Origin of the sequence: Bradyrhizobium sp. CCBAU 51627, from assembly GCF_028128765.1 — a bacterium.
Taxonomy (GTDB): domain Bacteria; phylum Pseudomonadota; class Alphaproteobacteria; order Rhizobiales; family Xanthobacteraceae; genus Bradyrhizobium.
In genome coordinates, this window is sequence record NZ_LBJG01000091.1 from 150,444 (window position 1) to 169,133 (window position 18,690).

11 protein-coding genes are annotated in these 18,690 nt (G+C 56.7%); 3 read left to right on the forward strand and 8 right to left on the reverse strand.

Annotation, left to right across the window (positions count from 1 at the left end):
* Nucleotides 1-188 precede the first annotated feature (188 nt).
* Nucleotides 189-734 carry a MarR family winged helix-turn-helix transcriptional regulator gene (locus tag XH88_RS36040; RefSeq protein ID WP_271672925.1) on the forward strand — a complete coding sequence of 182 codons (546 nt, stop codon included), beginning with the start codon at nt 189-191 and terminating at the stop codon, nt 732-734.
* Here XH88_RS36040 and XH88_RS36045 read toward each other — a convergent pair.
* Nucleotides 729-1,763: an alpha/beta hydrolase family protein gene (locus XH88_RS36045; RefSeq protein WP_271672926.1), complete on the reverse strand. Its 1,035-nt coding sequence runs from the start codon at nt 1,761-1,763 to the stop codon at nt 729-731. The two genes, XH88_RS36040 and XH88_RS36045, sit on opposite strands and share 6 nt — an antisense overlap.
* A gap of 611 nt (nt 1,764-2,374) precedes the next feature.
* On the opposite strand from XH88_RS36045, the gene XH88_RS36050 reads away from it, so the two are divergent.
* Nucleotides 2,375-2,989, forward strand: a complete 615-nt coding sequence (locus XH88_RS36050; RefSeq protein ID WP_333909285.1) for a hypothetical protein — start codon at nt 2,375-2,377, stop codon at nt 2,987-2,989.
* Nucleotides 2,990-3,663: 674 nt separating this feature from the next.
* A complete protein-coding gene (locus tag XH88_RS36055; RefSeq protein WP_271672928.1) occupies nt 3,664-4,401 on the forward strand; it encodes a class II aldolase/adducin family protein in 738 nt (245 codons plus the stop codon).
* Between the two features lie 386 nt (nt 4,402-4,787).
* Here the strand turns inward: XH88_RS36055 and XH88_RS36060 are convergent, their stop codons facing one another.
* From XH88_RS36060 to XH88_RS36095, 7 genes are all read right to left on the reverse strand, one after another.
* Nucleotides 4,788-5,951, reverse strand: coding sequence for a M20 aminoacylase family protein (locus tag XH88_RS36060; RefSeq protein WP_271672929.1), 1,164 nt, complete (start codon nt 5,949-5,951; stop codon nt 4,788-4,790).
* Entirely contained in the window at nt 5,948-7,123 is a 1,176-nt protein-coding gene (locus XH88_RS36065; RefSeq protein WP_271672930.1) for a M24 family metallopeptidase, read from the reverse strand. Before XH88_RS36065 ends, XH88_RS36060 begins: the two co-directional genes overlap by 4 nt.
* A gap of 689 nt (nt 7,124-7,812) precedes the next feature.
* On the reverse strand, nt 7,813-8,673 hold the full coding sequence (locus XH88_RS36070) for an acyl-CoA thioesterase (protein WP_271672931.1): 861 nt from the start codon (nt 8,671-8,673) through the stop codon (nt 7,813-7,815).
* A gap of 720 nt (nt 8,674-9,393) precedes the next feature.
* A complete protein-coding gene (locus tag XH88_RS36075; protein WP_271672932.1) occupies nt 9,394-10,254 on the reverse strand; it encodes a MaoC family dehydratase in 861 nt (286 codons plus the stop codon).
* A 123-nt stretch (nt 10,255-10,377) separates the two neighbouring features.
* A complete protein-coding gene (locus XH88_RS36080; RefSeq protein WP_271672933.1) occupies nt 10,378-11,472 on the reverse strand; it encodes a KamA family radical SAM protein in 1,095 nt (364 codons plus the stop codon).
* Nucleotides 11,473-12,591: 1,119 nt separating this feature from the next.
* Nucleotides 12,592-13,491: a TauD/TfdA dioxygenase family protein gene (locus XH88_RS36085; protein ID WP_271672934.1), complete on the reverse strand. Its 900-nt coding sequence runs from the start codon at nt 13,489-13,491 to the stop codon at nt 12,592-12,594.
* A gap of 2,891 nt (nt 13,492-16,382) precedes the next feature.
* On the reverse strand, nt 16,383-18,629 hold the full coding sequence (locus XH88_RS36095; protein WP_271672935.1) for a di-heme-cytochrome C peroxidase: 2,247 nt from the start codon (nt 18,627-18,629) through the stop codon (nt 16,383-16,385).
* Nucleotides 18,630-18,690 lie beyond the last annotated feature (61 nt).

An 18,690-nucleotide genomic window follows, 5' to 3' on the forward strand; every position in this document is an offset into this window, starting at 1 on the left:
TCGACCAAAAATAAAGCCCCCGGGGGGCATCCCGAGGGCTTACTTGGAGATTTCGTTGAGCAGGACTGTCTAGAAAATCCTAACGAGCGCCATATTGATATCAGAGCTCAATTGCATTAGTCAATTGATAAATTAGATGGTGGGGATGTCCTGGGTGGGCTATTTCAGTCTTCCCGACATTGAATAGGATGCAGCGGACCCCGCTCACGCTCGCCGCCGCGGACAATCAGAACTGGCAAAAAAGAATGAAGATGGCCACACAAGAGCAATTTAACAGGGCTGTAAGGGACCTGATCTGGAACATCGTCGAGATTCGCGCTCAACTGGAAGAAATCGATAAAAGTTGGGCGGAATTAATCGGTATAAGCGAACCTCAATGGCTAATGCTGATGGCGATCGATGAACTCGACCATGGCAGCGGCGTTTCCGGCATTGCAGTCGCCAATAAATTGGGGTTTCACCCCGCATTTATCACGACTCAGACGAAGAAACTTGAACAGCTGGAATTTCTAATCCGCGCAACGTCGCCTGATGATGCAAGATTCTTGCAGATCTCGTTGACCCCAAAGGTGCGGACGGAAATTGCTAAGCTGTCGGACAAGAGACAAGCCGTCAATTCGACGATTCTAAATGGCTTGGATGAGGAGTCGCTTGCGTATCTCAATAAACGGCTAAACGCGATTGCCAGGAACAGCAGATTGGCATCCCAGAAATTAAGCCTTGGGCTGCTATGAAGCTGGAGCGTGATCGAGCTTGCGCTCGAGCCATTCGAAGACGGCCTCATCGCATGTTATGAAGTTATCGAATGCCCCCTCTGGGGTCTGTGGTATCAACAATTCCAGGTCAATGCTCGCCCACGCGCAATCAGCCTCTAATTTGATTGCCTCAGACGCGTTGAAAATACTGCGCTCGCCAGCAACGACGAGAATGGGACATCTTAACTTCCTCGCCAAACGCAATCGTTGCGTCGAGGACAGCCCCGCGTCCGGAATCACAGCAGTCCTAGTCATCCACTCAATAGATGACCGAGTCCGGGTCCAGCTCCAAAGCCCCCCGTCGCAAATCGCAGCAGACACGCGGCCGTCAGCCGCAGCAAAATTTGTCGCGAGCGCGGCTGAAAGGCCTTCTCCGTAGATTGCCATTCGAGACGCATCAATTTCGGGCAGGGTCGACAAATGATCCAAGCAATAAGAAAGCAATATTTCTGACGGTCCAAGCCAATGATTTGAGATGTCATCGTAGGAGACGACGAGAACCGCCATGTTTCGACCAGTTATAAGAGGCAAGAGTCTACCAAGCAGGATCCCTGCCGTTTCTTCTTCCCTGCTGATGCAAACAATTGCGGGGACGCACGAGCCGGAAGTACGGGCGGGCACGTAGTAGGCAGACAACTCGCCCTGATCATAGAGCGTGATTTTGACACGCTCCACCCTCTGATCTAAGGATCCGAAGCCCTCGACGCAGGCCTCCAGCTTGGCCACAAGCCCCGCCCTTTGCGGATCGTCTTCATCGGAGAGTCGTCTGGCAACTTCAAATGCAGTAAGCGCGCAAAGCCAAGCATGGGCAGCTTCGTCAAGAGTACCTCTTTGGACGCTAAGATCGGCGAAGAGGCAATGAGCGTCTCCGATACTTGTCCATTTTGCAGCACAATTTCTCCGGCCTGCAATGTCGCTTTCCTGATCAACACCATCAAGGAACACGACAGCACTTTGTCGCGTGGACGCAAGATTGCCTGTCACTTCAGGCCAAGCAGCGCGCAACATCCGTTTCATCCCTTCAGCGCGAGTCCTCAAAACCGCTCAGGATTGTTATAGACAACCCAAACGGGAGCTTCGTATAAAGCCAACCAATCCACGGTGACTGACCGGCCGGTGGGTTCCGCTTTGCTTGATTTTTGATGATACGATTCCTCCGAGCTGAGGATCGCCGATGTACGGCCATTTGCCGCCGAAATTCTGCTTCGTTTCCATGAAATGTGCTTTATTTGAGCTCGACTCGACGAGCACCTCATCGCTGTCAAAGCGTGCCCATAGATCCCTTTCATCGAGAGCGAGCAATTATGCGCTTATTCGAAAATGATCTTTCGGCCGATAGGATCGAAGAATGAGCCTTGCGCCTGTGGTCCAGCGCTTGCGCCCGTCAGGCCAGGATTGTCGCCCTCTTCCTTGGTAGGCTCAATTACCAAAACTCCACTCTTCTGCTAATGGAAAGCAGAATTTCGGCGACCGCCAGCCGGAATTGCGGATAATTCCACCTAAAACCAGGCTATGGTTGTTGGATGACCTCGTACCTAACGCCCCGCTCCCTTGGTATCCTGCTTCTCGAGCGCGGGCTCACCCCCGGTGCTATACCGCCTGCCCCGGCGTCCGGCTCAATGCTGAATCCGACGACGTTCGATTTTCAAACCATCTCAGAAACGGTCCCGGGAGCTTGGGTTGAGAACGTCGTACGCGGCGATGCGGCGCTTGAGCCCGCCTTCATAGCCGCCGCCCAGCGCCTGGTCGAACGAGGGGCCGTCGCGATAAGTTCGACCTGCGGCTTTTCTGTTCGGCATCAAGCGGCGGTGGCGGCTTCGGTCAACGTGCCGGTCGTGATGTCAAGCCTTCTGTTGCTGCCCACATTGCTTCGTCAATTGCCGGAGCGCGCCAAGATCGCCGTCCTGACCTATGATTCGACCTGTTGCAGCGAAGATCTGCTCGGGATCGATGATCGGGCGGAGCGGGCCAGGGTCGTGATCGGCGGCATCGAAGGGGGCAAGTTTTGGCATGACGAGCTCAAGCGCCCGGCGCCGCCGCTCGACGTCCCCGCGATCGAGGCAGATGTTGCCGCGTGTATCGCGCGTCTCCGCTCAGCCCATCCGGAGATCGCCATAATTTTGTTCGAATGCGCGGCGTTTCCGATTGTTGCTCCGGCGATCCGCCGAATCACGAAGCTCCCAGTTTACAGCATCACAGACCTCTGCCGACTGACAATGGCATCGACGAGTTGATATTGTTCGGTAGCACGTGGCGCTTCGCAGGGCTTTAACTCGTGAAAGCCTCCGTCTGCGTGGTTCTTCCAACGTCAACCGTCTCCCGTAGTCTTGAAGAATTCGCGGACAATATTCGCGCTCAAGGAACGCTTATCGGAGACACCGGTAGCGCCGCCAGCACAAACAAAGTCGGCCGATGTGCTGCACAGACGCACGGATACAACTGTAATCCGGCAGTTATGTTTGGCTGAGGGGAATGTGCGGACGAAGGCGCCTATACCGTCCCGAGCGGCCTCTGGACAACTTTTATGGCTAAGATTCAGTTGCGCGGCTCGAGCGGGGCATTCGCCGAGCTCAGTCATAACGGCATATAGGGGACGCAATCAGCTGCGAGACACAATGCATGATATCTCGCTTCTCAAGAGTTCACGGTCTGCGACCTACAGTGCTGGCGGCCGTGAGGCGTGAAACGCCTGCAGGCTTTGGGCAACTATCTTGCGCCTCAAGCAAGCGCAGCAAAGGGGCCCCGCCTAGAGGACCGGAAAGATGTCCAGGAGCGCGCGCGAAAGCTGCGAATTCGTTCGCCACGAGCGGAATATCCACGAGGGATTGGCATTCACCGGTGAAAACCTGTTTTTCGCCGTCGCTATTATAGTTCGAGATTCCTTTGCTAGCTTTGAGGAGGAGAGACCATGTTAAGCGATGCCTCTGAATGGGACATCCGCTGCGATTTGGCTGCGGCTTATCGTCTGATCGCTCACTTTGGCATGGACGACCTTATCTCCACGCACCTGTCAGCGCGCCTACCTGGGGAGGCGCATCGTTTCCTGCTCAACCCCTACGGCATGATGTTTGACGAAATCACGGCCTCCAGTCTCGTCGTTGTCGACCCGGAGGGGCATGCGCTTCAGAAAGAGGACGAGGCTAAAGTAAACAACGCAGGCTTCACAATTCATTCCGCCGTACACATGGCTCGTCAGGATGCTCATTGCGTAATTCACACGCACACCTTGGCCGGAATGGCCGTTGCGGCTCAAGAACAAGGACTGCTGCCATTAAACCAAAAATCGATGTGCTTCTACGGTGGCATTTCTTATCACAATTATGAAGGCGTTGCGCTCGATCTCAACGAGCGTGAGCGTCTCGTCCGCGATCTTGGGGACAAAGACGTCATGATCCTAAGACACCACGGCTTGCTTACACTTGGCCGTACCGTGTCCGAAGCCTTCCTCAACATGTACCTTTTGGAGCAATCGTGCCGGGTCCAGATCGCGGCTATGCAAGGTGGACACAAAATCGTCCTGCCGTCGGACAGAGTGGCCGCTCATACAGCGGAGCAGTTCCAACGAGAGGGCTACAATAGGAACCTTCGGCCCTGGACGGCTCTCAAGCGCCGCCTCGACCGGATCAGCCCCGATTACGCGACATAAAAATAGAGGCCGGTGTATAGCAAGGGCCGTCCATCAGCGTCCAACTGTATCTGATCGCCGAGCGATATATCCCGGCTCGCGGCGACTTCGAGAGGACAAGCAGCCAACTTTTCCGGCCTCTAGTCAAATGCGAGGCGACTAGTCCCTCTCTTTTATTCAAGGTTGAAACGCCATCCGCCGGATGCCCGCCACCGCCTCTCGCGATAGAGAAGGTGTGGCGCAAGCAGGCTCAGAACCTGCTTGCTCGAGCAGTCGGCAGGCAGCTACGATGCAGACCCGGTCGAGCGCTGCATCGCCACACACCCAGCGGGTTCAAGATCTGGAGAGAGCCTAGGGTCGTTGATCTCATTTAGGACACCAGGCGACAGCGCAGGACGGTGGAGAGTTCACGGAGCCAGCACCGTCTCGACGACGTTCACCCAATAGCCGATGCCATAAGGCAGCGCGTCGTCGTTGAAGTCATACGCCGGGTGGTGCAAGCCAGCTGTCGATCCGTTGCCAAGAAAGATGATTGCGCCCGGCCTTGCTTCAAGCATGTAGGCGAAATCTTCCGAGCCCATGCGCGGGCTTATCTTCTCATCGACGCAAGCCGGTCCAACCAGATTGCGTGCTGCTTTGACCGCCAGATTAGTTTCTTCCGGATGATTGATCGTGACCGGCGCGGACCTGCAGTACTCAAATTCTACATCTGCGCCAAATCCGCGCGCTATGCCTCGCGCAGCCGCAAATATCTGCCCTTGTGCAAAGTCGCGCAAGCCGGGCACAAGCGTTCGAACACTACCCGCCAGCTCGACCTGATCCGGAATGACGTTGTAGGCCTGAGCCGCGTTGAGTTTGGTGACGGATATCACGAGCGCCTCCATCGGGTTTGTATTCCGAGAAACCAGGGTTTGCAGGCCGACGATGATCTGCGCGGCGATGACTACCGGATCAATGGCCTCATGAGGCTTGGCGGCATGGCCGCCCCTCCCCTTCACGATGAGGTCGAACTCGTCGAGAGCGGCCATGATCGGACCTGGGCAGATGCCGAACTTGCCGACTTCGATTCCCGGCACATTGTGCAGGCCGAACACCTTGGATATTGAGAAACGATCCATGATTCCTGCCTGGACCATCCTTTGGCCGCCCACTCCACTCTCTTCAGCGGGCTGGAAGATCAAGGCGACCGATCCCTTGAAACGCCGAGTCGTCGCGAGGTATTTCGCGGCGCCTAGTAGCATGGCCATGTGACCATCATGCCCACAGGCATGCATCTTTCCCGATACTTTCGAGGACCAGAGCTTCTCGGACTGTTCTCGTATCGGCAGCGCGTCCATATCCGCGCGCAGTGCGATTTTCGGCCCGTTTCCACATTTGCCGTCAATTAAGGCGACGATACCAGTTTCAGCTATCCCCGTTTCGATATGATCAACGCCGAAAGAAGCGAGCTTCTCGGCTACAAATCTAGCAGTGTTGTAAAGACGATATTCCAGCTCGGGATTCTCATGAAGATGGTGGCGCCAAGCAGTTGCCTCCGCCAGCAAATGTTGAAACGCTTCGATGCCATTCATGTGGAGCCCACAGCATGAAATAGGTTGTGATCTGTACGGCTGAGCACTTCCGCGCCAGAGTCTGTGACGACCACATGCTCGCTGCAGCCAAACAGATGACCGTTTTCCCCAAACAGAATAATGGGAAGATGAAAGGTCATTCCCGCCTGTAAAATCTCCTCTGCGGCAGGCTCCAGACTGAGGTTCCCTCGTTCTGTCCAGTGGATGCCACTTTGGTACCCGGTACGATGGCGAAAGGCGCGCGGGCGTCCAGATTGCTCAATCACCTTGCGCGCGGCGGCGTCCACGGTCTTCGCACTTACCCCAGGCTTAATCGCGCCAATGGCCGCTTCGAGTGCTTCAACCGAAAGAGCGTGCAACGATTCGGCCTCACGATGCCGACCAAGCACCGCGCTGCGGACCAGCCCTGCGGCATAGCCGTGCTTGACGCCGCCGATCTCAATCATGGCGGGTTCATTGTTTCGGAGTGCGTGTGGGGTCGGGACGCCGTGCGGCATCTTCGTCCGATCACCGAACACGAGAGTAACGGATCGCCATATTTCGCCGCCTGCTTTGCTGACTTCTCCAACTATGGCTGCGTACGTTTCTGTTTCGCTCACGCCTTCGCGAACCGAGTTCCGAAACACGCGCACTGCGAGATCAGTTATCGCCATTGCTTGACGCATCACATCGAGCTCAAGCGGGCTCTTGACTGCCGCGACTGACGCAACCAAATGGGAGCCGTCGGCGACTTTCATGCGGGGACACAGTCCTTGCACTGCACGCACATCGGCCGGTGCCAGATTCCAACATCCGAGTTCGAAACCTACTCTCTGGTCCTGCAGCCGATGCCGGCGAAGAACCTCAGCACAGGTCTTGGCAACATCGCCGGGGTGTCTATAACAAACGACCTCATCGACGCATCCTTCGGCGCGGACAGCCTCGGCATCGTACTCTCTTACAACGAGAACCGGCGCATATCCCGGTGCTAGAATCAACGGAAACGGAGCGAAGTACCCACCAAATCCATGATAGCCGGTGAGATATCTGAGGTGGCCGATAGCGGTAACCACAATTGCATCAAGTTTGGCATGCTCGACCGCTTCAAGCACCTTCTGCTGTCGATAATCGTACTCCGACTTTGGGAATGGAGGCCCCGCCCAAGGGATTTCCGAACCTGTCGCTGTGAGCATAGAAATCTCCATCTTCAGCCATACTGCGCCTGCCCTTTTCCTCTCTCGGGCGCCTTCTCGTCAAAACTCTGCGATTGGATAGACCCCGGTCTGATTCGTGCCCGGCGGCTACAGCCCTCCGCAGCAAACACTGAAGCGCCCCGAGACCGACGTAACAACTGCCGGGTTTAGTAGCTTCAGAGCTGACGAGCCAAGCATTCGGGCGACAGTCAGCCTAGCGAGGATCATGTCCCGGCCAAGCACCTGGACCAATGACGACAAGGTAGCGAAGGTCAGTCTTTACGACGTCTCAAACCGAAAAGCCTTGTGAAGCACTTCAACCGAACCAGTGCGCGGCCTGAGTTGGCGCGATGAACACTGCGGTTTGTACCGGGCCTCCGCGACGATGGTGCAATGCGCAGGCGCATGGTCGGGCATTGCCCTGCCGAAAGTGGATTGGCCAACGGCACGGCGAATGTGTTTATGGATGGAATAGGTCCTATCACCGCAGACTTCATAGCAGAATGAAAGATCCTGAGTGTCGGGAAGACCGTACCGACAGTCGCCTGGCAATCGAGACGATGTGATTTTCACAGGCGTCCAAATGGTCGTTGAGCCACTCCTTTGTTCTCGGGAAGGCACGTTAGTAAGCAGCATGGACGGGCCACTTGTCGCTCGCTCAAGCCAGGCTCTCCCCGCACTGCGCAAGCTCAGCGTCGCTCGCGCACCGAGCCCTCCTGGGCGACCGAAGCCACCAGCGTGCCGTCGCGCGCAAAGATCAGCCCACGAGCGAGGCCACGTCCGCTCTGCGCGCTGGGCGATTCCTTGGCATAGAGCAGCCAATCATCGGCACGGAAAGGACGATGAAACCACATCGCGTGGTCAAGACTTCCGGACAAAATGCGTTCATCGAACAGCGTACGCCCATAGCGTGCCATTACGGCATCCAGCAGCGACAAATCCGAGGCATAGGCCAGTGCGCAAATGTGCAGCGCCGGATCATCGGGCAGCTTTGTCGCGGCCTTCATCCACATATGAACTCTTCCGTCCTCGGTCTTCTGGCCAACATACCGGCCGATCTCGACGGGACGAAGCTCGACCGGGCGATCAGGTTCATAGTAGCGGTGAACAATTTCCGGTAGATCCGGATATAGTGAGTGCTTCGACAACTCTTCGGCTGCGAAATGCTCCGGCCCTGGCACCTCCGGCATTTTATCCTGGTGTTCGAACGCGCCTTTCTCACCCTTATGAAACGAGACCATGACCGAAACGATCGTGCTACCGCGCTGCATCGCCGTGACGCGCCGGGTCGAATAACTTTTACCGTCGCGTAGGCGCTCGACCTTGTAGATCAAGGGTACCTGAGGATCGCCGGTGTGGATGAAGTAGCAATGTAGTGAATGCGGCAGTCCTGCTTTGACTGTGCGACACGCTGCAAACATCGCTTGTCCGATCATTAGGCCGCCGAATACCCGTTGCTCGCCTGCGTTCGGACTGTTGCCGCGAAATAGGTCGATCCCGACGGGATCGAGGTCGATAATGGCTGCAAGGTCGATCCGACTTTTTTGCATTCAAGAGGCTCTTAGCTTGTTCAGTGTCACCGCTGGAGTGGTGCGATCATGGGCCCCAGCGTCGTGAGGCTCCGAAAGATGAGACATCCTCGTACCGAAAAGCCGCGTTTGAGGTCCGGTGTTGGAACTGCTTCTCCGCGCAGCACTCCATACGTGCGACAGCTTACCCCGCCCAGCTTTCGATAGGCTCAGCGCCTGTGACGGTCGTTCAAGTCTAAAGCAATCGGCATGCCGCCCCGCGCATCAGCTGATCTAGCAAAGAATGAGGAGCTTCTTGTGCCGTCGATACTGGTCCACTGTCAGCGATTGGTTCCGGACCTGTCGTGAACCAAACAGCTGGGATACGATTGGTGTATGTTAGATACGACGTGACAGCTATTCGAGCTGCTTCCTAGAGTGGCAGGTCCGCTGCGGCTCAAGGGATGCTTCACCGCGGATGACATAGGCGGTACGCTGAATACGACCATCTCGCCAGCTGAACGATTCAAACTGAAGGCGAGCAGGCCTTGCAGCACGGATCGCATATTGTCGCCCACCCGCGCGATGAGCCGAAATGGCCTCCCTTGAGGGCCGCAGTTGAAGTGCTCCGAACGCCTCAGGTTCGTTGCGCGGCCCTTCTATGCAGACGTTGCCGCGGACCTTTCATGCATGTCGAAGAACCGCTAAAAGAGCGCGACACATTCGCAGCCGAATAGGTACAAGGAACGATCCAAACCCCGCTCAGTGTAGCACCGTCTGCCCATTCTTGACGACCGTAACCCGACGCTCTTTCACACAAGCTTCGAATGAGATCGAATTACCGTCCTTCCAAAGATTGACGGTAACAACTTCTCCCGGGAACACGGGCGCCGAAAAGCGGGCGCGATGACGACGAAAGGCAAACGGATCGTAGTCGGCATAGCTCTGCAGGACGGCTCTGCAGGTCAGCCCATACGTGCACATTCCATGCAGAATGGGCCTTGGAAAACCGGCTCGACAGGCGAACTCCGGATCACTGTGCAAAGGATTTCGGTCGCCAGAAAGACGATAGATCAGGGCTTGGTCAGGTCGGGTCGGGATATCGAGTGATCTATCTGGTGCTCGGCGGGGCACTTGGTGCGGCTCGGGCATCCCCTCCGATGGCCCGCCAAAGCCGCCGTCACCTCTCGCGAAGGTCGACGAAAGGATTGTGACGATCTTGTCGCCGCCCTCATCTCTGACCACCACCTCGTTCTGAATGATCGCGCCTTTCTCCTTACCCTTGTCATAAATTCCTCTCACACGGGCGTCGGCCGTCACGTTCGCCGCGACGGGCATCGGCTTGTGAAACGTAAGGTCACGTTCGCCGTCAACAACCATGACGCGATTGAGGTCAATGGCTCCCGGGCGTGCGCCCCAAACGCACACGGAAGCAAACGTCGGGATCACCTTTAATGGCTTCGACGTTGCAAACGCCTCGTTGACAAATTGTAGCTCCTCCTCCTTAAGGGGATTTGAGCCCATGCCCACTCCAAGCGCATAGAGCATTACCTCCCTGTCAGTCCAGGAATAGCGAGCTCCACAAGTCCTCAGGTTTAGTGCAGCGGGATAGTCGAGGGGCATCCGAGCCTTTCTACAGTTGAGACCAGGGCGCGCCGGCGGCGGCTCAACTTGAATGCGCTTCGTGGGGCGGCGGGCGTACCGCACTCGCTCCGAGCCCGTGGGCTGGAGCGCGTGCGGTAGATTTCATTGTTCGGGCAGATCATCAAGCCAGCAGGCTGTCGCGACGTGCGGTCGGGAAAAGATCTTCCCGATCGTCTCGGCAACTTTATTCTGGTGGTAGCGCATATACACCCGGCCATCCTGGCCTAAGTCCAGAATCTCTATTTTTCCTGTGTAATGGGACATGATGTATTTAAATGTCTTCTCGATCCCGCTCAGACGTTGGTTGATGCCGCGCACAACCTCTAGTCCTTGGCCCAGTGGGACTTGGAAGTGCGATGCACCCTTCACCGGCCTCGCCTGAAATAAGTAGTAAGGTCGCACTCCGATTTCGTGGCATTTGGCAAAGGTCGCGGCCAATATCTCGGGATCGTCGTTGACTTTGGCGAGAAGCACGGTCTGATTAAGGAATTGCACGCCCTGTGCTCGCAAGGCGCGAATTTTGTGCTCCGCGTCCCTTGAGATCTCACCGACGTGATCGAAATGCGCGACGATGATTGGGGTTTTACCCGCCTTGTGGATACGCTGGAATAAGGCCGGTAGAGCGGAATCCGCAAACCGCCTTGGCTCATAGGCCAGCATTTTTGTGCCAAATCTGATGGAATTCAAATGCTCTATCGGCAGCAGGTGGTCAAGGATCTTGTTCAGTTTGGCGGTGCTGAGCACGAACGGGTCACCTCCGGAAAGAAGTACGTTCGTCATCTCAGAATGGCGCGCAATATATTGCGCGGCCTGATCGATATCCGGTGCGATTTCATCCGAAACCTTGCCCACAATGCGCTTGCGAAAACAGTAACGGCAATATGAGCCGCAACGTTCCGTCACCAGCAATAAGCCGGTCTGGGCGTACTTGTGCTGGAGCCCCGGCACGACCGTGTTGTCGTGCTCGCCGCTCGTATCCAAAGTGCCCGGACTCTCGAACTCGTCGACAGAGGGCTCGACAACGTACTTCAGCTGATCGTAGTAACCGCTTTTGATAATTTGTTCGCGATAAAACTTTGTGACATGATAAGGCGTGATGTTGTTGACCTGCAGTTCATTCTCACTAACCACGCGCGTTTCTTCAATTAACTTCAACACGTGTGCTCTGCAATCCAGCGGATTTCTTGTGGTTTCCATTGCCGCACCTCGCGTGCCCTTATCATCGCGTTTGGTTCAATGCGATCTTTCCCCCTCTTCAATACAGCATCAACAATGGATCGATACCTACCTGGTGTGGTGAGGACTATCGGGCTCGAGAGTTGACAAAGGTGCACCGGTACTCGCCTGATGTCGGAGCGCCGAGGTTAGCGGCGCGACCGCGAACCTACGTCGCAGCCATGAGAGCGTGTTGGGATCGACCTGAATCCCAAGTGGATAGCCAAATCCGGCGAATCGTGACTCGCCCTCAAGTCGCGGAGGAGGCTGGCGGGGGGTGGAGCATCGGCGGCTCTTCCGATTTGGGTGAGCGAGGCCGTGGTTCAGGGCGGTTTTTCAGGCGGCACGAATTTTCCGGGGGCGGTATCGCGAGCGCGATCCATTCGGGGTAGGGTTCGAGGACACGCGCCGCACAGCAGCTTTGCCGACCGGCGCGGACCGACGTTCCGCGCTGAAGCGGCACCGGGATGGCTCCTGGAACTGCGCCGTAGCTGATGGCGTGTCATTACGCCTCGGCCGGCGTCAACCCACGCGGCATCGGCGATGCGCCGAACGGCCATGGGGACACGACTACATTCCTTGCGGCCGAACCTGCAAAGGGCTGACTGCATCTTTCGTGCGCGACGGGCCGATCACGCCGAGTATTCCCGGCCAATGTCGAGCAAATCCTTCTTCCCCTGCTGCGCCAGCGCGATGCCGTGATGGTCCCGATCTGTCGAGCCAGAAGAACGAAGAGGCCCGCCTCATCGCAGGCGCGGGTCTACTATTCCTGCCGCCCTACAGCCCCGATCTCAAGCCGATTGAGATGGCATTCGCCGCGGCGCCCTCTGGATCTCATCGGGCGACCCTGAACATGTCCACTCCTGAAGAACGTGCCAACTACGTCCCTCATTGCGGATACATTCCGCTTTGATCGCGACAGGCTCCAGCGAGCCGCGCAGCATGCCTAAGGTATGCGACCAGCGCGCCCAAAAGAAGCAGATTGCCCGAGCCGGTTAGCCTGCCTGGAATAAGCTCGAAGGCCCGGCTCTTCGACACTGCAGGGCCGCAACTTAGTCTTGGACCGCCAGCGTCTTACGAAAACCGGACGTGCGCACAATGCTAGGCAGCCTCAGCGGCCCGTGATTTCAGCCTCTTGATGTGCGGTACGCCGGCGTCAATCGCCAGCTGGTCCACGGCCCAATGAGGAGTGCCGATCTTGTTGACGGGATACGTCTCAATCGCTCGATTGTCCCAGATCGCGACGTCGCCTGATTTCCAATTCCAGCACAAGGTGTTCTGCGGGGCAGTGAGATAGGATTCCAGAAGTTCGAACAGCCTTTGGCTAGGATAGCGCTGCAGGCCGACAAAGTGCTGCACGGAACGGCCGAGCGAGAGCATGCGTTCGCCAGTCTCGGGATGGATACGAACGATGGGATGTGCCGTTTCGTAGATCGTTCCGGTGGATACGTCCTCCAATGCCCGCCTCGCGGCTTCGTTGGCCCCGTCCGTCGCAGTGTGATCGAATGTGGCGAAGCGCACGGCCCAGAGGCTATCGGCAAGCATCCGCAGCGGGTCGGGAAGGTCAAGATAAGCGGCCACCGAGCTTGACCAAGCGATCTCGCCGCCGAAAGGCGGGATCGCTGCACCTCGCAGCACTGAAATTGCTGAGCGGGCGGCACTGACGTCGGGACTCAAGACGTCATCATCGTTCATCTGATCGACATGATCGCCGGCGCCATCAGGGAGCGTCTTCCGGATTGTTAAGCTTCCCCTTCTGTCCAGCATTGTGGGATTCTGTATCAGCGAGCCAAGCCGCAGCACAAAGCGCTGTTGCTGGGCATCATCCAGATGTCCCTGATCACGGAAGAAAATGAGCTTATGCTCTAGGAGCAGCCGGTTGATGGCTATGATGGCCTCGTCGGACAAATCGTCTGACAGCCTAATATTCTTGATTTCCGTCCCAAGCCGGTCCGCGTGCTTCACGATGTCTGCGCGCGGAATGACGTTATCAACGGTCATTGTGCCACTCATAACGGGCGCCTTTCTCTGTGATGTCTAAACAAACTCCGTGTTTGGTAGTCACATCTGGCGATAAACGCGACAAAGCCGTCTTGATGACACGCATGCGAATTGTCTGAGGGGCGAGTGACCCACGCCGCACAAGTAGTCGGCTGAATCTTGTTACAGGCCACCATCATCTTAGGATCTGACTCCCTCTGCGTGCGGACACGGCCTCGCATATAACGCCACCAGATCGATTTGTAGGCTCGTCAACGGTGCAAATCATAGACGCAATCCATGTCCAGTCCATGAAACGAAACCAGCTTTGTTTTCGATCTTGAGCAACGTTCGCCTCGTCTCCGAACTCGTCCTTGGAAAATCCTCGAATAAGATTGTGTCGTCACCTCACGCGACCGGCATCGCCTCATCCGCCCGACAAGAATCCAACTCGTTCGCGGCCGGCGCTCGCGAAAAAGCGGATATGACAGCGTGCCCCGCTCCGGCAAGCTATTTCTATCTTAACGCGTACATTATCTCTATAACTACTTCAGCGAGCTTGCAATCAATTCCCCGCGACTTGGAGTTGTCCAATGCGCGTCGTCTTTCGTCGGCTGGCCTATTGGGATGTTCTTCTTGGCGAGCAAGAAAGCCGCGCAAAATTCAAACGCTGCAACTCCCATTGCAGCTAAACAACGGACTTCATCCCTCTATTTGCGAAATATGCGCGCGTCACGGAATGCTGGTCGTCCGGGCTGTGACGTGCGTTTTTGCTCTTTTCCTCACGGAAGGCAGATTGTTTTGGCTTCCTGGCAGTTGACCGCACAGAATAGAGACAGTCGCGGATCGCGCAGAAATACCGTGCGGCCCCGAGACAATGCAGCGACTTCGCGCTCTCACATTGCAAGCCGCACTTTCTGGGCAGGCTATTTTGCCCTATTGGCAGCACGACCCGACGGCAGCGTCCGGATCTAAGATCATAAGCGGGGATCTATCTTCCTAATGATCGCCTTGTCTTCATCTCCGCTGGCAACTGTAAGCCGCTAAGCATGATCACGCACCAAAACTGCGCGATTTCAGAGAAGCCGATGAAAGAATGCACCAGCTGCGTAACAACGCGCCCACGCGGCCGTGCCATCGTGTAAGATCCACGCCATCGCAACAAAGCCGCTTTCAAAAAGCTGAGGTTCATCACAGGCCGCAGCAGACTCCGTTAGGCTTACTGGCACGCGCAGACTAAGCTGCTTGTAAGCAGCTCGCGCCGAGCGTAGTTGTGCTTGGGGTGTTGCTGGCCCGCCTGGCAGTTCGGTCTCACTGGCCGCTTAAGAAAAGGCTTCTACCGGCGTTGCTGTTAGCCGCTTGGCTCTGCCGATGAAGAAAGGACGCGGGCCAAACCAGCGTCCAATTTGGGCGCTCTCACAAACTTGAACGACGCCCGTAATCTGCGGATGGCTGGTTCCTGCTGACCTCGGCGAAGTGGACGATGTCGCAGGAGGCTTGGGAATGACCCGGTGGATGCTTCGGAGTGGGACTACTGACTTCGGTAAAGGCGCAACCTACCTGGGATCTGGACCAACCAATATCTCAACACTGAGCAGCAACAACTTTGACCAGAATACAGGCGCGATCTCCGGTATCTTATACGAACAATGCAAGCAGCTGCTGCGGCGCCGGCGCGCCTCAACCGGCAACCGGCCGGCTTGCTCAGACCAATCAAAGCTAGCCATCAGGTTGACCGTGAACTTTGCCGGATGCGGACCGACGACTGTTTGGACGGGCAGCTCAATAGCGCGACGGGCTTTCAGGGCCTATGGTTGCTCTCGCTCGCAGAGCGGGTTACACGGAATGGTATCAGCGCCGGCGCCGATACCCTTCACATTCAAGGCTGGCGACAAGGCAAAATTACGTTTCAGTGGCGGCGTCGTGATCGAGAGTAGCGCGGGCGAGAAGGTCTCAAACACGAAGAAGAGCCCGAAGTGACATCAAACTCGACTTCGCCCCTTCGCGCTCGATCACCACGAGCCTACATGTACGGCTCGTTCCGGAAGGTCTTCCAGCCCCCTCCGCGCGGTCCGATGCGAAATCAGTACTGCGCGGCATGTAGCAGTCTGAGGATCTCGATCAGCCGGAGTGGCAGTTCGCGATAGGTTGCTCAATGGTTCTAATCCGTCGACGCAACATCGCAAGGTGAGCATCCGGCGTGTTCCGTGCCATCTTATTCAGTTAGAATCATTTACTCGAACGTGCGGAGGTCGCCGTCTTTGCGCACCAAATCACCTAGCTTCCTTCCGGGTTGCTTGGTGAGTTACCGGATGCATATGATCTCGCTTCGCGAGGCCCGCTGGCCAGTCCCTGAATTGATCCCATTTTCGGCAAATGCCGTCTCGCGCACATAACCATTTCGGATCTGCTTCCGCGACGGCGCCCTCCCTGAATGTTCCAGTTCGCGGGCGCTTGCTGATGGATTCGATTCGGCGTGCTTTAATCCTGTTTGGTTGAGCCAGTAGGTTCGCCGGCGCCGCTACTTTCGGATGAAGATCGACGAGAACTTTGCTGTGGCCACATCGAAGGAGCGCTGCTCAACGCGGTCTGCCCAACTTGCCTGAGAGCTTCGACGGACGTCTCGCCACGAGAGGCGGCTTCCAGTATTTTGGAAGCGACGTGCGCTCGGATGCCGGTCTCGTGCCGCGGCAGATCCTTGCACACTTCATCCAGAATGCGACGAAGACAGGCGGCGGTTTCGGAGTTGAGCATAGAAGGTCTCCTCCAATGGAGCGGTACAATGACTGCACAGCAGACATAAATGTTGCCAATTGCCCCTGTGAACGGCGACGGGAATGGCGCTTAAACCTCTTCACTTAAGGTTGCATGATCATACAATGAAGAACCTCGCGCGTCATCAAACGGCTTCCTTAGAGCGTCTTCAAATACTCCAGAAGCGCCCGCCGTTCGGCGTCGGTTAATTCTGGCCCGATGATCCCAGGCGGCAGCTTCGTTATGTCGGTTTCCTTGCCCTCAAAGGAATGCCCGCGATTGCTATTCCCAAGCAGCGATACGTTGAAGTCCGTCAGGCCGGCCGCGCAGGCGTCGTTCGCTCGCACTTTCGCAGCGAGCCCGACGTCAATAGGATCGAATTTGCGGCTGCCCACGCAGAAAGAGCTCGGCCGCCGGCCCTGGGGTAACAACATGTCCTTCAGCGTCGGCACGGACCCGTTGTGCAAATACGGAGCTGTTGCCCAAATACCGTCAAGCGGACGCGCGCGGTACTGAGGTTCAAGGGCAAGGACATCTTCGTCCTTGCCGTTACGGCGCCCCCGCGCTGCAATGTATGCTCGCGGGTTTTGGCAATTCTTCCTCGGCCCCCACATCTGCTGCTTGGTTTTTTCGGAAGAGTTGTTCGCGAGGTTCCATTGATCGATCGTCTTGCCCACGACATCCATCAGCGCGAGCACAAATAAGGGGTTTGGCGCCGGATCGGCCGGAAGGCCGCACCCCCAGGCTTTGTTCAGGTCATCGATCGGATTGAGGCCGAGTGACGCGGGTAAGTGAACGCGTCGGGCCGTCAGAACATTGGATTGTTGACGATCGGTGCCAATCACGGTCACCGGCAGCTGAGCGACGTTGAAATAATGGCGTCCGCCGATCTCCACCCAATTCTTCTCGCCCTTGGCAGAGCGATCCGGGTTCTCCGCCTTCCAGAACGAATCGTCCGGCCACTTTGCGTCGAATGCGGGATCATTGACCGGCCCTCGGTGGCATTCAAAGCAGTGCGAGCGATAAAGATCGCGACCTTTCTCAACGAGTTTTTCGTCGATGGCCCAGGCCGGGTCGCCTCGAAACTTGTCCTGCGCGTCCTTCCATCGTGGCGCGACAAGCCCGTTGAATTTCCTCCCGCTTGCCTCCGCCGACGAAAAGGGATCGGTACCGCGCAAAAGCTCCTCGAAACGAGCAATGTCCGACAGATGGATGGATGATGCAAAAAGCGGCCGTCCCGGCGCAGGTGCCCTCATGTTGATTTTCGCGCTGACGCCGAGCGCTTCGCCAGAATTGCGGACAAGCTCATTGAGAACAGAGGCGTCATACTGCGCCCAAAGGAAGTACGGCGTGTCCCAGATTGGCGGAAAACTCACGGGAGCGTCGTTGCGCGCGAAGTTGCCCTTGAGGAGCGGATCTGGGAGTTCGCCGGTCGCCGGATCTAGGAAATTGGTATAGAAGACCTGGTTGCCGATCCGGTTCAACGCATCAAGTCGGCCGAAACCTTCGTCGAGATTCGTCACGCCCTGCCTCGTCAACAGGTTATCATTTGCGGCCTTCTGCTTCTTGATCTTTTGAAGTGCGAGCTCCAGATCGTGTCGAAGCTTCCCGCGGTCGACGCTTCGACCTTCAATGCTTTCCAGCCGGTCGGCGAAGCGTTCAAACCGCCACGGCAAAATCAGCGTATAGCCGATCGATAACCCAATGACCCGTTCAACCTCGCCAAGATTGACCATCGCCGGCCCGCCATCGTAGCGAATGCTGACATTCTTGTACTCGAGATGCCCGGTATGACAGGCGGCGCAGGTTAGTCCGATCTGATCTTCGTAGGAACTTCCTGTTGTCGGGTCGACGCCCCCTTTCAGGATCGCGAAACCCACAGGCAAACCATCGGCATTGTCAGGCGTGCTAGCTGTCCAAGTGGAGCTAACGCCCTTGGCATCCTCCTGGTAGCCGTACGCAGGTGAGCTAGAATCGAAGTTCTTCGAGCTCGGACTTGGGATGAAACCTAGGCGTCGTAGATACTCGTTGTCCGTCAAGCTCGTGTAACGGACCGACAACTCCGGACGCTCTAGAGCCAGGAACCATCTATAGGGCACGGGGATAGTCGCCGTGCCTTGGGACGTGTGGTGGAACCAGTAACGCTGCCGCGCGCTCCAGTTCTGCGGCAGCCAGTATGCGCTATCGATTTTCGATGGTGCTGGCAGTGTCGCGGGCAGCAATTGCGCCACCAGATTTGCGTCATTCTTGACCTTAAGCGCCGCATCGCGAAGCTTCTCCGGCGCGAAATACGCCATCCCTATTGGCCCCGCCACGACGAACACAATCGCGAACAAGAGAGCGACGACATGAGGCCACCGCCTCACCACGCCACCCACCCAAGAGTTGAACGAACGTGCCCCCATCCTAAACTCTCCTTGAATTTCAAATGCGCCTGCTGCCGCGTGAGCGCGCTAGCCAGAAATG